This is a genomic window from Methyloceanibacter sp. (genome assembly GCF_049590335.1).
Classification (GTDB): domain Bacteria; phylum Pseudomonadota; class Alphaproteobacteria; order Rhizobiales; family Methyloligellaceae; genus Methyloceanibacter.
In genome coordinates, this window is the sequence record NZ_JBAWCQ010000069.1 from 1 (window position 1) to 13824 (window position 13824).

At 61.6% G+C, this 13824-nt stretch carries 12 protein-coding genes and 1 tRNA gene; 4 read left to right on the forward strand and 9 right to left on the reverse strand.

From position 1 onward, the window contains the following. Window positions 1–85: 85 nt before the first annotated feature. From argB to rpmH, 5 genes are all read right to left on the reverse strand, one after another. Entirely contained in the window at window positions 86–949 is an 864-nt protein-coding gene (gene argB, locus WBQ77_RS05185) for an acetylglutamate kinase (protein ID WP_424059245.1), read from the reverse strand. Between the two features lie 149 nt (window positions 950–1098). Then, on the reverse strand, window positions 1099–1779 hold the full coding sequence (yihA, locus tag WBQ77_RS05190; RefSeq protein WP_424059232.1) for a ribosome biogenesis GTP-binding protein YihA/YsxC: 681 nt from the start codon (window positions 1777–1779) through the stop codon (window positions 1099–1101). Window positions 1780–1824: 45 nt separating this feature from the next. Beyond that, window positions 1825–3900: a membrane protein insertase YidC gene (gene yidC / locus WBQ77_RS05195; protein ID WP_424059234.1), complete on the reverse strand. Its 2076-nt coding sequence runs from the start codon at window positions 3898–3900 to the stop codon at window positions 1825–1827. Between the two features lie 53 nt (window positions 3901–3953). Beyond that, window positions 3954–4337, reverse strand: a complete 384-nt coding sequence (gene rnpA, locus WBQ77_RS05200) for a ribonuclease P protein component (RefSeq protein WP_424042415.1) — start codon at window positions 4335–4337, stop codon at window positions 3954–3956. 23 nt (window positions 4338–4360) lie between these two features. Next, a complete protein-coding gene (gene rpmH, locus WBQ77_RS05205) occupies window positions 4361–4495 on the reverse strand; it encodes a 50S ribosomal protein L34 (RefSeq protein WP_083240473.1) in 135 nt (44 codons plus the stop codon). Window positions 4496–4796: 301 nt separating this feature from the next. On the opposite strand from rpmH, the gene WBQ77_RS05210 reads away from it, so the two are divergent. The 3 genes from WBQ77_RS05210 to WBQ77_RS05220 all read left to right on the forward strand — a co-directional run bounded on the left by WBQ77_RS05210 (window position 4797) and on the right by WBQ77_RS05220 (window position 8636). After that, entirely contained in the window at window positions 4797–5588 is a 792-nt protein-coding gene (locus tag WBQ77_RS05210) for a TVP38/TMEM64 family protein (protein WP_424059235.1), read from the forward strand. A gap of 42 nt (window positions 5589–5630) precedes the next feature. Continuing rightward, window positions 5631–7055 (forward strand): dihydrolipoyl dehydrogenase family protein, encoded by a 1425-nt coding sequence (locus WBQ77_RS05215; protein WP_424042413.1) that lies wholly within the window; start codon window positions 5631–5633, stop codon window positions 7053–7055. 120 nt (window positions 7056–7175) lie between these two features. After that, entirely contained in the window at window positions 7176–8636 is a 1461-nt protein-coding gene (locus tag WBQ77_RS05220; protein WP_424059237.1) for an ATP-binding protein, read from the forward strand. Window positions 8637–8663: 27 nt separating this feature from the next. On the opposite strand, the gene WBQ77_RS05225 is transcribed toward WBQ77_RS05220, so the two are convergent. Further along, a complete protein-coding gene (locus WBQ77_RS05225; RefSeq protein WP_424059239.1) occupies window positions 8664–9005 on the reverse strand; it encodes a hypothetical protein in 342 nt (113 codons plus the stop codon). 289 nt (window positions 9006–9294) lie between these two features. Between WBQ77_RS05225 and WBQ77_RS05230 the strand changes: the two genes are divergently transcribed. Continuing rightward, window positions 9295–9371, forward strand: a tRNA-Arg gene (locus tag WBQ77_RS05230). A 115-nt stretch (window positions 9372–9486) separates the two neighbouring features. On the opposite strand, the gene WBQ77_RS05235 is transcribed toward WBQ77_RS05230, so the two are convergent. From WBQ77_RS05235 to WBQ77_RS05245, 3 genes are all read right to left on the reverse strand, one after another. Further along, the gene (locus WBQ77_RS05235) at window positions 9487–9834 is read right to left on the reverse strand and encodes an SOS response-associated peptidase family protein (RefSeq protein ID WP_424059241.1); all 348 of its coding nucleotides are present in this window, start codon (window positions 9832–9834) and stop codon (window positions 9487–9489) included. 75 nt (window positions 9835–9909) lie between these two features. Continuing rightward, the gene (fdxA, locus tag WBQ77_RS05240) at window positions 9910–10245 is read right to left on the reverse strand and encodes a ferredoxin FdxA (RefSeq protein WP_424042409.1); all 336 of its coding nucleotides are present in this window, start codon (window positions 10243–10245) and stop codon (window positions 9910–9912) included. A gap of 950 nt (window positions 10246–11195) precedes the next feature. Further along, window positions 11196–13824: efflux RND transporter permease subunit (locus WBQ77_RS05245; protein ID WP_424059243.1), on the reverse strand; the 2629-nt coding region annotated here is incomplete at its 5' end.

Genomic DNA, 13824 nt, shown 5'->3' on the forward strand with positions numbered 1-13824 from the left:
GGGTAGAGCGTGTTGTCGAGGTCGAACACCCAGGTTTCGACATGGTCGAAGCCGTGGCCCTGCGCTGTCTTCGCGGCCGCGCGCGTCATGGCTGCCTCGTACGATGACCGCTGGGGCGCCGCCGCTCGATCATCGTGCCCGCGCCGTGCTCGGTAAAGAGCTCGAGCAGCACCGAGTGCGCCACTTTGCCGTTGATAATAACGACCGCTTCCACGCCTTCGGCGATCACATCCACGCAGCCCTCAATCTTCGGGATCATGCCGCCGGCAATCGTTCCGTCCGCGATCAGGTCGAGAGCTTCGGTCGTGGTAATGGAGCGGATCAGCGCGCCGTCCTTGTCCAGAACGCCGTCCACATCGGTGAGCAGCAGCAGGCGCTTGGCCTTGACGGCCACGGCGATCGCGGCGGCGAACGTGTCGGCGTTGATGTTCAAGGTCTCACCCTCTGGGCCAACGCCGATCGGCGCCACCACGGGGATCAGGTCGGACTGGATGATGACATCAATTATGTGGGGCTCGACCAGACCCGGCTCGCCCACATAGCCCAGATCCAAAACCTGCTCGATATTGGACTGAGGGTCGCGCACGCGCCGCTCGAGCCGCTTGGCTCGCATCAGATTGGCGTCCTTGCCGCAAATGCCCACGGCCTTGCCGCCCTGATTGTTGATGGCCGAGACGATTTCCTTGTTCACGGAGCCCGCGAGGACCATCTCGACCACGTCGACGGTCTCCCGGTCCGTGACCCGCAGGCCATCCTTGAACTCGGTCTTGATCTTGAGACGCTCCAGGAGCCGCCCGATCTGCGGCCCGCCGCCATGCACCACGACCGGATTTACCCCGGCCTGTTTCAGAAGCACCACATCACGCGCGAAGTCCCGCGCCAGCTCCGGATCGCCCATAGCGTGCCCGCCATACTTCACGACGACCGTCTTGCGGTCATAGCGCTGCATATAGGGCAGGGCCTCGGAGAGGATGTTGGCCTTGGCATGCACTGAGCCGAGCGCGTCCGCCAGCGGCCCGGTAACGGCCGCTGCGTCCTGGCCCGAAGGCGGGTTGGTCTTCTTATGTGTCACGGGTGCGCTTATAGCGGCGGAAGGGCTTAGGGTTCAACGCCGTTCGGTATGAGCCCGGCAATCGTCGCCCGCAGTTCGGGGATTCCGAGCCCCTCGCGGGCCGAGGTGACGAGAAGCTGCGGGAATGCGGCCGGGCGCTTGGCGAGCTCGGCTTGGGTCCTGGCTATTACGGCGTCCAGTTCGGTCTTTTTTGGCTTGTCGGACTTGGTGAGGACGCCCTGATAGGAGACGGCGGCCTCGTCCATGAGCTTCATCGTCTCCCGGTCGTTGGCTTTCAGGCCATGCCGGGCATCGATCAGCAGGAAAACGCGCTTCAGCTCCCGGCGCCCCCTCAGATAGTCCTCGATCAGCTGGGTCCAGCCCTTGACCGCCGATCTAGAGACTTTAGCGTAGCCATATCCCGGCATATCCACGAGATAGGCCCCGCCCGTCCCATCAGGGCCCTTGGCGCCGAGCGTGAAGAAGTTGAGCTCGCGCGTCCGCCCCGGCGTCACGGACACGCGCGCGAGTGTTTTGCGTCCCGTCAAGGCGTTGATAAGGCTCGATTTACCCACATTGGAGCGCCCGGCAAAGGCAATCTCGGGCCGCCCGTCCTGGGGCAACCCGTCGACGGCCACGGCGCCCAGGATGAAGTCGCATGGGGTGCGGAACAGGGCCTGCCCCCAGGCAAGGTCGTCCGCAGTGAATTCCGGATCGGTCATGGCCATGGAGTGCCCGGCTTCGCGGGCGACAACAAGTAGAAAGCGCGCAGCCTAGGTGGGGCGTTCCCCGTCCGCTTCCTGATCGGTGGATTTGGACGTGCTCTTCTTCGCCGCTTTCTTGCGCGGCGTCCGGCGTTTCGTGGTGGTCTTGCGCGTTGCCGCATTCTTCTTCGCACGCTCCGAGCTGGTGGCTCCGTCCTGCGCCGGCTCCTCGGCGTCGTCAGACGGGGTTTCTGCAGCGATCTGCTTGGCGGCCCGCTTGGCACGTCTGGAGGCCTTGGCGCTGCGCTTCTCTTCGGCCGTGGCTTGCGCCGACTTGACCTCGTCGGGCTGGTCGGCAGGCTCGTGAGACGGCTTCAAGCCAAGATTCTCGAGAAGCGGAATATCCACGCCCTGGCGCCACATGATCACCGATTGCTGGACGACCGACAGGAAGTTGTTCCACGCCCAATAGATCACGAGACCCGATGGGAACGAGGCCAGCATGTAGGTGAATACCACCGGCATCCAGGCGAAGATCTTCTGTTGGACAGGGTCGGGCGGGGCCGGGTTCAGCTTCATCTGGAACCACATGGTCGCGCCCATGATGAGCGGCCAAGCACCCACCATGAGGAACGTGGGCGGGTCCCAGGGTATGAGGCCGAACAGATTGAAAACCGAGGTCGGGTCTGGCGCCGAAAGGTCCTTGATCCATCCGAAGAAGGGCGCGTGCCGCATCTCGATGGTGACGAACAGGACCTTGTAGAGCGCAAAGAAGACTGGAATCTGCACGAGGATCGGCAAACAGCCCGAAGCCGGGTTCACCTTTTCCCTCTTGTACAGGTCCATCATCGCTTGCTGCTGACGCATGCGATCGTCCGGATAGCGCTCCTTGAGCTTCTGCATCTCGGGCGCCAGCTTCTTCATCCGGCTCATCGACTCATACGACTTGTTGGCGAGCGGGAAAAGCACGAGCTTGATCAGCACGGTGACGATTAGGATCGACACGCCGAAATTGCCCACGAGCCTGTAGAAATAGTCAAGCGCGTAAAAGAGCGGCTTGGTGAGGAAGTAGAACCAGCCCCAGTCGATCAGAAGGTCGAACTTGGGAATCGCGTAGGTGCTGGCATAGCCGTCCACCACGTTCACTTCCTTGGCGCCGGCGAACACATGCCCAGAGATGTTCTCAGTGGCGCCAGGCGCGACGTCCATAGCGTCCATCAGATAGTCGGTCTGGAAGCGCTTACGGCCGTTTGACTCCGAGCCCGCGAACTTGACTTCGAATGGAATGTTCCGGGCCGGTATGACCGCCGTCGCCCAATATTTGTCGGTTATGCCGAGCCAGCCGTTCTTGCTGTTGAACGTGGCGGGCTTGTCCTCGAGCGCCGAGCTGTAGCTGATCTCCTCGAGGCCGTCGTCGAAGACGCCGATCAGCCCCTCATGCAGGATGTAGAACCCCTGCACCTCGGGCAGCTCGTGGCGGGAGATGAGGCCGTAGGGATAGATCGAGACAGCCGCCTCGCTCGTGTTCCTCACTTGGTCGTCGATCGTGAACATGTACTTGTCGTCGACGGCGATGGTGCGCGTAAATTTCAGCCCCTCTCCATTGTCGTAGGTGAGGGTCACCGGCGAGTCCGGCGTCAGTTTTCCCTGGCCCTCGGCGGTCCAAAGCGTGTCGCCCGAGGGGAGCGGCGCCTTGCTGCCGCCTGCGCTCACGAACCCACGCTCGGCATAGTAGGCATGGGGTGCGCCGGCAGGCGAAAGCAAGATGACCTGGGCGCTGTCGGGATCCACGGTCACCCGGTAGTCCTTCAGCGTCAGATCGTCGATCCGGGCGCCTTTCAGCGAAATCGATCCATGGACGCTCGGCGTTTCGATGGCGATACGCGGCGAGGCGGCCAGCGCGGCCTCCCGGGTCATGCCCGTCGGGGAGCCTTCCGGCTGCGGAGCCGTGCTGGCACCGGGGCGAGGGGTCTGGCTGGCGCTCGAGGGAGACGGCGGTCCATGTTGCTCGCCGGGCTGCTGCGACTGGGTGGCCTGCTGCTGTTCACTGGGCGGCGTATTTGGCACGAAGAAGAACTGCCATGCGAAAAGCACGGTCATCGACAGCACGATCGCCAAGATGAAATTGCGGTTGTTCTCGTCCATGTGGTCTTTGGGCCCGGTGGCTGTTGTCGTGCTTGGTTCGTGCGTTCTGAGCGCTAGGCCGAAGAGGGCTTGCGGTGCCGGCGGCCCGTGGAGGGCTCGTGCACCTTGATCAGCGCGCGTTGAAGGTCCTTGATCACCTCGGTGAAGGGCCGTTGTACCGCGCCCCCGCGCGCGATCAACACATAATCATATCCCTCTCGGGCCCGGGAGGAGGCTGTCAAGCGTACGGCTTCCTTGAGACGCCGCCGCGCACGATTGCGAACCACGGCTCCACCGAGACGTTTCGTCGCGGTGAAGCCGAAGCGGGCAATTTCGGGATCGAGCGGAGCGTTTGGCCGCCGCCGCGCCTGGAGGACGAGCGAAGGCGTCGCGAAGCGGCTTCCCCCCTTCACGAACATAAACTCAGACCGGGTCTTGAGACGTCCGATGGCCGTCACCGGGGTCAGGCGGCTGGTCCCGCCTAGGCTGACAAGCGCTTGCGGCCCTTGGCTCTCCGCCGCGCGATCACTTTGCGTCCACCTTTGGTGGCCATGCGCGCGCGAAAACCATGGCGCCGTTTGCGGACGAGCCGCGAGGGTTGATAAGTGCGTTTCACGGACTTTCTCCTGCCATCCGTCCAAGCCGTTCACCATAGGAACGGGGCCTCGGAGGCAAAAATGGTTCGGAGCGGCTTATAGGTGTGGCGGGCCGCCAAGTCAATCAATGGGACTACTTTTTGGCGATTCAGGCCCCGGAGGACGGCTCTGAATGCTAAGGAAGGGCTCCGCTTCCCATCACAGACGCTGACGGCGCATCACAAGGGCGCGACAGGCCATTCCCCCAAGCCTTAGGTAGGACCTATCTATAGAGGGCCGGAAAGATAGGATTCATTTTCCTCTGGAGGAGCGCCGGTCGGCATGGAGCATATTGAAGATATGACCCTTGGGGCGGCAAATTGGCTGAAGCGGCTTTGGCCGCTACTGCTCCTGGTGAGCATCGGCAGCCTGATCGTGGCCATGGGCTGGCATCGCTATCTCACGCTGGAGCATCTGGCGCAGAACCGCGACAGCCTCCGCACGATGATCGAAAGTCATTATGTGCTCGCGCTGGCCGCGTTTACGGCTCTCTACGCTGTAACTGTTGCGCTTTCGATCCCCGGCGGCGTGGTCCTGACGATCGCCGGTGGCTTTCTTTTCGGCTGGCTGATCGGCGGCGTTCTTTCGATCGTCGGGGCGACCATTGGCGCGACGGCGATCTATCTCGTCGCCCGGAGTGCGCTGCGGGACGTACTCATCGCTAAAGCAGGCCCCCGGCTGCAGCGCTTTGCCGACGGCTTTCGCGAGGACGCGCTGAGCTATCTCCTGTTCCTGCGCCTGATCCCGGTCTTTCCGTTCTGGCTCGTCAATCTCGCCCCAGGGCTGCTGGGTGTGCCGTTCTGGACCTATGTCACCACGACGTTCATTGGCATTATCCCCGGAACGTTCGCTTTTGCATTGGCCGGAAACGGGCTCGACAGCGTGTTCGATGCACAGCAAACGTCCTACGAATCCTGCCTTGCAAAGGTGGGGGAGGGCGGTCATGACTCCTGTGTCTACGGGATCGATCCTGGCGCCCTCCTGACCACGGAGGTTATTGTCGCCATCGTGGCGCTGGGCGTGGTGGCGCTCATTCCTGTCGTGGCGAAGAAGCGAAGGCGCCGGGCGGTCTGAAGGTCGCACGCAGCCTGAACGGCGTTGGGGAAAAGGACAAGAATGGAAGAGGAGCTAACACCCGACCTCTGCGTAATAGGTGGGGGCTCGGGCGGTCTTTCGGTGGCTGCGGCCGCCGCCCAGCTGGGCGTCTCCGTCGTGCTGGTCGAAAAGGGCCTGATGGGCGGCGATTGCCTGAACTATGGCTGCGTCCCCTCCAAGGCGCTACTCGCAGCCGCCAAGCGCGCCGATGCGGTTCGGACCGCCTCTACCTTCGGCATCGACGTTCTCGAAGCCCAGATCGATCATCGCGCCGTCCATGACCACGTCCATCGCGCGATCGCCAATATCGCGCCCAACGATTCGGTCGAACGTTTCACCGGGCTTGGCGCTCGCGTCATCCAGGCGCAAGCAAGTTTCCTCGACAAAGACACGCTAGAGGCCGGCTCCGTCCTCGTGCGGGCGCGCCGGTTCGTGATCGCCACGGGTGGTACGCCGTTCGTGCCCGCGATCCCGGGTCTCGACGAAGTGCCGTATCTCACCAACGAAACCATCTTCGATATCGCAGAGCGGGTGCAGCACCTGATCGTGCTGGGCGGTGGCCCCATCGGACTCGAACTCGGCCAGGCGCATGCCATGCTCGGCGCCGAGGTTTCCATCTTCGACACGGGCGAGTTCCTGACCAAGGAAGATCCCGAAGCGGCGCGGGTCCTCCTCAAGCGCCTGCAGGAGACGGGCGTGGCGATGTATCCCAATACGCGGGTCGAGCGGGTCGAGCCCTCGGTCCAGGGTGTAGCGGTTCATTTTCGCCAAGGTACGGACAACGTCATCGTCAAGGGTTCGCACATCCTCGTTGCGACGGGGCGCCGGCCCAATCTGAAGCCGCTGAGTCTGGATCGCGCCGGCATCACGCACACCGATCGCGGTATCAAGGTCAACGAGCAGCTCAAGACGACCAACCGGAAAGTCTACGCCATCGGCGATGCCATCGGCGGTCAGCAATTCACCCACCTCGCGAACTATCACGCAAGCATCGTGGTCAAGAATGCGCTGTTCCGGCTGAAGCCCGATGTGAGCGCCATGCATATTCCACGGGTGATGTATACCGATCCCGAATTGGCGCAGGTCGGTTTGACCGAGGAAGAGGCGCGCGCCAAATCGCGCCGCATCCGGATTTATCGCTGGCCTTTCGCCGACAATGACCGGGCCCAATGCGAACGGCGAACGGACGGCTTCATCAAGGTCATCACCAAGAAGGACGGCACCGTTCTCGGTGTCACGATCGTCGGTCCCGAGGCCGGCGAATTGTTACAGCTTTGGATCGTCGCGATCGCCAAGGAGATGCGTATCGGCGATCTCACCTCGTTGGTTCTGCCCTATCCGACTTTTTCCGAAATCTCCAAACGGGTGGCCTTCACCTACTATCGGCCATTGCTGAACAATCGCTGGCTGCGCTGGATCATCAGCCTACTGCGCAAGCTCGGCTGACGCCCCTGAAGTGAGCCGTGTCGCGGGCCTATACGTAGGGAATATTGCCCCAATTGAGGGTATCATGACAGGCGGCACCCCGAGTCCCGGTGTGTTGGACTGAAGAAAAGAGCGACACCGTTGAACGATCAGACAGAACGCAAGGGATTTGCAGTCTCGCGGGTCTCCCGGACCGTGGCCGGGCTGTCCACGAAACTGCTGTTGCTGACCATCCTGTTCGTCATGGTGGCGGAGGTCTTGGTATTTGTGCCTTCGGTCTCCAACTTCCGGCGTCAATGGCTGATGGAGCGGCTGCAGGCGGCGCAGATCGCGTCGCTCGCCGCGGAGGCGGCGCCCGGCGGGCGGCTGCCGGCTAAGCTGCGCGACGAGCTTCTCGATCGAGCGCGGGTCAAGGCGATCTCGGTGAAGCATGAGGACTCGCGCTCACTCATCGTGCAGATGGATACGCCGGAAGAGGTCGACACCTACGATTTGCGCGATGCCTCTTGGGCCGAACTGATCGGCGACGCTCTCATGGTTTATGTCGCCCCGGACAATCGGGTGATCCGCGTCGTCGGGGAGCCGGGCTTCAATCCCGGCGAGACAGTCGATGTCGTAATGGAGGAGGGGCCGCTGAAAGCGGCCATGATGAAATACGGATTCGACATTCTCGGCTTGTCGATCCTGATCTCCATTATCACCGCAACGCTGGTCTTCCTGGCGCTGGATTGGCTGCTCGTGAAGCCCATGACGCAGCTCACGCGCAATATGGTGCGGTTCGCGGAGCAGCCCGAGGACCCGAGCCGGATTATCGCGCCGTCCAAACGGCGGGACGAGATCGGCACGGCGGAGCGCGAGCTGGCCGCGATGCAGAACGAACTCTCCCAGACGCTGTCGCAGAAAACGCGCCTGGCCGCGCTCGGTCTCGCGGTGAGCAAGATTAGCCACGACCTGCGCAACATGCTTTCGAGCGCGCAGCTTCTGTCGGACCGTTTAGCCGAAGTCAGAGACCCGACCGTGCAGCGCCTGGTGCCGAAGCTGATTGCCTCGCTCGACCGGGCCATTCGCCTGTGCGTACAAACGCTGGATTTCGGTCAGGCCCAGGAGACGCCGCCGAACCGGATACGATTCGAGCTGGCGCCTCTCGTGACCGAGGTTGGCGACTCGCTCGGTCTGCCCCGGGAGGGTGAGATCGATTGGGACCTGAACCTGGAGGATGGGCTCGAAGTCGATGCCGATCGCGATCAGCTCTACCGGGTTCTCGCCAATCTCTGCCGCAATGCGGTGCAGGCCTTCGAGGCCGAGCCGGGCTGTATCGGGACGATCCAAGTGTTTGCGCGCAGAGATGGCGCGGTGGTGAGCATCGACGTTGCCGATACAGGGCCCGGCGTTCCCGAGCAAGCGCGCAAACGCCTGTTCCAGGCGTTTCAGAGCGTGGCGCGCAAAGGCGGGTCCGGGCTCGGCCTTGCGATCTCGGCCGAACTCGTCATGGCCCATGGCGGCCAGATCGAATTGGTTAGCAATGAGGGCGGCGCCACCTTCCGCATCACCATCCCCGACGTGGTCGTGGAATTGGAGCGGGCACGACGGCGCCGCGCTTAATTGTTCAAGAGGTCTTGGTTAGGCTCGCTACTTCGTCTTCTCGGCCGGCACCTTGCTGCCTTCTTCCTTGCCGTCCTTGAAGGCCGTCTTGCTGTAGCCAGCTCCATCCTTGGCGATCTTCGTGGTCCAGCCATCGGCCCAGGTGATGACGACGGTGCTACCATCGACCTTCCACGAACCTGTCAGATCCTGGCCATCGCGTTTGCCTGTAGCCGAACCCTCCTCGTCGAGCTCAACCGACATTGGATTGCCTTTGGTGTCCTTGGTCGAGTAGTTGCCGACAAAGCCGCTGCTTTCGGTGCCCGAACCGCTATCGGACGGGGCATCGCAGCCTGCGAGCGTAAAGGCCAGGGCGGCCGCAGCCAACATGGCCGCCCATCTTGAGACATATCGAGTCATCGTGCTTCTCCCTTGACTGTTATGAGTATGAACATAGCCGAAAAACATGTCGAGTTGTGCGTTGGCAGGGACCAGGCCGGCGCGAATCCACGATTCGTATCCCTGGCCAATGCAGCGTCGGCCGCGTTGACTGCAAGTTTGGTGCATCGCCCTTGCCATCAATCTCCCAAGGTATTACGTAGGCTGGTCTTGAGGGTGCCGGTGATGGCCCGCCCTTGATCCGCCCAACCGCGAGACACTTGCGGTTTTTGGGCTTTTTGCGCCGGTAGCTCAGCTGGATAGAGCACCAGACTACGAATCTGGGGGTCAGGGGTTCGAATCCTCTCCGGCGCGCCACCCAACCCTCTGTGCCCCATGGCTCCCTTCGGATTGCGCAAGTTGTTTGCTTCCAAGCCCTTCGTTCGTGGAAGCATTGTGGAAGCAAGTTGGCTCGCCGTTCCCAGTTATCGCGCTACCGCAAGCTACGGTACGCAGGACGTTTGACCCCACCCCCAAATGGACAGGCCCCACCCTTGGGGTCTTTGCACCAGTACGGGATGAGGCCCCACTTGATCAGATCGATGGAACGCTCGCCGGTTTCGTGGTTGTCGCGGATGACAAGAAGCTCCTGGCTTGGTGCCGCGTTATAGCGGGGCGGCACGTTGTCCATTCTGCTGCCGCTGACGTTGAGGCCGTCAACAATGGTGAGATGCAAGGGGCTCGAGCTTTGGCTGATGCGTCCGCACATGCCTTCAGCATAGATCAGTCCGCAGTCCCGGCGCACCGCCGCAATGTCCGGAAGTAGACCCAAAGCGGACATCGGCGGGGATGGCTCACATGTCTGTCAATGACCCAAAGAAGACATTCGGACATTGGCCATCGTGCTGTCATGATATCAATCACCAACACCAGGGTTCGGTGAAAGAAGCTCTGCTTTATCAGGCTTGCCTTCCCAGTCTTTAGCATCTGCAGGCGGCTCACGTTTTTGGGTGATGTTCGGCCAGACCTCCGCGTACTGACTATTGATCTCAAGCCACTTTTCGAGTCCCGGTTCAGTGTCAGGCTTTATCGCATCGACTGGACATTCCGGCTCACAAACACCGCAGTCGATGCATTCGTCGGGGTGGATGACAAGCATGTTCTCACCCTCGTAAAAGCAGTCAACTGGACAAACCTCGACGCAGTCCATGTACTTACATTTGATGCAACTCTCATTGACGATGTAGGTCAATCACGCCTCCTTCCAAACTGCACGCCTACCGGGTGATCTGCGGCGCGAAATCTGATCTGCATCATGCTAATGGGGTTCAGTTAGGGTGTGAGCAGGGTGACGTGTGTCGCCGCGCCGGTTCGACCGGCGCACATACATGATGGTGGCCTCGGGTCTCTCAGCTTTGACCTTCAGTGCTGCAATGAGCGCATCTTCAGCGTCAACGACAACTCGATCCGCCTTTTTATTGAATCGAAGTCCGATGGTGAACTGCCAAGACATTTTTTGCCTTCCCAAAATCTAAGTTAGACTACGAACGAGTGCTCCCCACATCAATCAACGCCCCAGTTTGCGTTGAGGTGCGCTCGGCGCATCACTGCAACACCTTAACGGGTTTCGGATGTGGTCTGGGTTGATTGTCTCCGCACCCGCGAACTGACTGTTCGAAGTGCCGCGGGGTCACCCGAGGCGTAACGCCGTTTCGGTTGCCAGTCGCGAGCGTGCCGCGACTAGGCCATTGAGAATACTCTGATAATGGCGAGAATGATAGGTTGGCAAGTGCGGCTAAGGTCGATCCCTCGCCTGATGTCCGCTTATGGCACTTAGCAGACCTCAATGCAGAGGCGGGCGATGTCTGCTTTCGGGTATAAAGCGGACATGGCTAGGTCGCCTTCTGATGTCAGCACGTCATTCGCGCGCGTTGCCATTGGCCTAACTCGCTTCCTGCTACACCGGTGTATTACACCGGTAAGCCTTTGTCTTGTTTAGAGCTCTTTTTCTGGAAAAGTCTGGCGGCGACCGGCGGTCAGAGTGCGAGCCCGACCTAGTCATACCCATCGGCATGCACGACGACAGCAGCCGACGCGTCAACATCTCTATGCACCGTGGGACAAGTTGAACACCGCAGAGGGTTGATCGAGTCTCTGTTGCAGTGCCGACCCTGCAATCACAACTGCCGCTCCTGATGTCTCTTATTCTCCCGCGGCCGGCGAGGGCGCAGGCGAGGGCGCAGGCGAGGACGCACCCGCGTCCGATTTCTTGCCGTAGCCCGCAAGCTGGAACACGAAGATCGACAGCGCCGGCAGGAAGGTTAGCGTCACCATCGCCGTGCCCAGAATGCCGAACAGGACGATCGCGCCCACACCGCGATAAAGCTCGGTGCCCGCGCCTGGAATGAACACGAGCGGGGCAAGGCCGCAGATCGTGGTGACCGTCGACATGGCAATGGGGCGCAGCCGCGAGGAGACGGCCTCCATCACCGCCTCTTTGGCATCGAGCCCCGCCTCACGCAGATTGGAGAGTGCCCTGTCCACGATCAGGATCGGGTTGTTCACCACGGTGCCCATTAGAATGAGGAAGCCGAGCATGGTGATCATATCGAAGGGCTGGACGAGCGGGTCGAGCCCGAAGCGCGGCATGAATGTGCCGACCAAGTTCATCATCGCGAGCCCCACGAGACCGCCGGCAACACCGAGCGGGATCGTTGTCATGATCAGAAGCGGGTAGCCCCAATGGGTGAAGATGGCGACCAGCAGCAGATAGATGATCACGATCGCCACGAGATAATTGCCGGCAAGCGCATCGCGCGTGGCGTCGAGCTGATCGGATGCCCCCGAAATGGTCATGCTCACCTCGAAGGGCACTTCCCCGGACCGCTTCATGTGATCGACGAGCTGGGCCCGGACAATCTCAACGCCAGTCTCGAGCGCGATGCCGTCCGGCGGAATGATGTTCAGCGTCACTGTCCGCCGTCCGTCGATACGGCGGATCGTGTTGGTGTCCACGGTCTCCTTGATGTCGGCCACCGAGGATAGCGGCACGATCGCACCTTGCGGCGTGTAGACCGGCATTTGCGGTAGGGTGTCGAGCGAGGTGCGAAGCGCGTCCTTGCTATAGAAATAGATGTCGATCTTCTCGTCGCCCCGGAAAAACTCGCCCACATAGGCACCGTCGGTCAGCGCCGCCACGGTGAATCCCACATCGTCGGACGTCATACCGAGTTCCGCGGCCCGGTCCCATTTTGGGCGAACCTCGATCAAGGGCTGGGATAAGGTAAGGGTGGATGGGTCGGCCTGGATGCGCGGATTGTCGAAAATTTCGCCCGCGCGGCCATAGGCTGTTGCGGCGACCGCGTAGACTTCCTCCAAGCTCGGTCCGGCAATATCGAGGCTCACGCTCCGCGTGCCGCCGTCATTGCTGGTGATAATCGAACCGCGCGAGACAAAGGCCCGCATGCCGGGATAAGTCCGGTACTTCTCGGTCACCGCCGTCATAAGCTTGGTGATGTCGCCTGGATCGATGGTCTCGGCGATGATGCGAAGGCCGTCCGCCTCCACCATCAGGAAGAAGTATTTGATCGCCGGGACGTCCGTCTCGCCGCGATGGAAACGCTCCGGGTCGTCCTTGACGAAGGGCATCAGCCAGGTCTGCAGGTCCTCTCCGATCTTCTCCATGGTCTTGAGATTGTAGCCGGGCGGTGCATTAAGGCGGGCGAACATCTTGGGCTCTTCGCCCTCCGGCAGATACTCGGCGGGCGGGGTCAGCAGCAAAATAATCGCGCCGCTCGCACCCACGACACCTAGGATGCAGAGGACCCGCCGCACCGTCGTCGCTACCAGCCAGCCAACGCCCCGGACGATGGCGCCGTCGGCCGCATCCACCGCCTTGTTGTCCTTCGGGGTCAGATCGAAATGCGCCGCCGCCGTCGGAACGACCGTGATCGCCACGATCATGGAAGCGAGAATCGAGGCGGAAACGGCGATCGCGATATCGGAGTAAAGCTGTCCCGCCTCTTCCTGAATGAAAACGATGGGAACGAAGACGAGCACGGTCGTCAGCGTTGAGGCGAGAATGGCCGGCCAGACCTTGCGGACGCCCTCGATAGCGCCTTTGAGGCGCCCTAGGCCGCGCCGTCGTTCGAGATCGATGCTCTCAAGCACGACAATAGTGTTGTCGAGTGTCATGCCGATCGCAAATGCAACGCCGGCGAGCGAAATCACATTGATGGTCCGCCCCGCCAAGAGCAGCCCGATAAAGGCCGCGATGGTACAGATCGGGATTCCGAGAATGCCGATCACGGTTGCCTTGACCGAGCGCAGGAACAGAAACATCACCAGCGTTGCCAGCACCGCGCCGATGGAAAGATTGGTCCACACATTGCGGATCGAGGCCTGCACATAGGTGACGTCGTCGGCGGTCAGATCCAGTTCCATGCCGGCGGGAACGAGGATGTCGCGGTTGATCTTCTCGACTTCCTTCATCACCGCCTCCTTGATGGCGATGACGTTTGAACCGGCCTCGCGGCGGATCGACAGGAAGATGATGGGTCGATCGTTCACATAGGCGCGGGTATATATCTCGAAATGGCCGAGCCGCACATCGGCCACGTCCTTGAGCCGGATGATGTTGTCGCCGCGCCGATCGATGATGAGCTCTTTGAGGTCCTCGGGATCGTCGAAGCGCCCGATGGTGCGCAGCAGATAGCGCCGCTTGCCGCTCTCGATCTCGCCGCCCGACGTGTCGCGGTTGCGCGCAGCCACCGCCCGCCGCACGTCGGTCAGCGACAGCTTGCGTTCGGCCAACGCGACGGGATCGAAGCGG

What these genes read in the sequence shown, in the direction of transcription:
- WBQ77_RS05235 (WP_424059241.1), bottom strand. Translation starts at nt 9,834, where the DNA reads ATGTCCGCTTTGGGTCTACTTCCGGACATTGCGGCGGTGCGCCGGGAC.
- yidC (WP_424059234.1), bottom strand. Translation starts at nt 3,900, where the DNA reads ATGGACGAGAACAACCGCAATTTCATCTTGGCGATCGTGCTGTCGATG.
- argB (WP_424059245.1), bottom strand. Translation starts at nt 949, where the DNA reads ATGCAGCGCTATGACCGCAAGACGGTCGTCGTGAAGTATGGCGGGCAC.
- yihA (WP_424059232.1), bottom strand. Translation starts at nt 1,779, where the DNA reads ATGGCCATGACCGATCCGGAATTCACTGCGGACGACCTTGCCTGGGGG.
- WBQ77_RS05215 (WP_424042413.1), top strand. Translation starts at nt 5,631, where the DNA reads ATGGAAGAGGAGCTAACACCCGACCTCTGCGTAATAGGTGGGGGCTCG.
- WBQ77_RS05210 (WP_424059235.1), top strand. Translation starts at nt 4,797, where the DNA reads ATGGAGCATATTGAAGATATGACCCTTGGGGCGGCAAATTGGCTGAAG.
- WBQ77_RS05225 (WP_424059239.1), bottom strand. Translation starts at nt 9,005, where the DNA reads ATGTTGGCTGCGGCCGCCCTGGCCTTTACGCTCGCAGGCTGCGATGCC.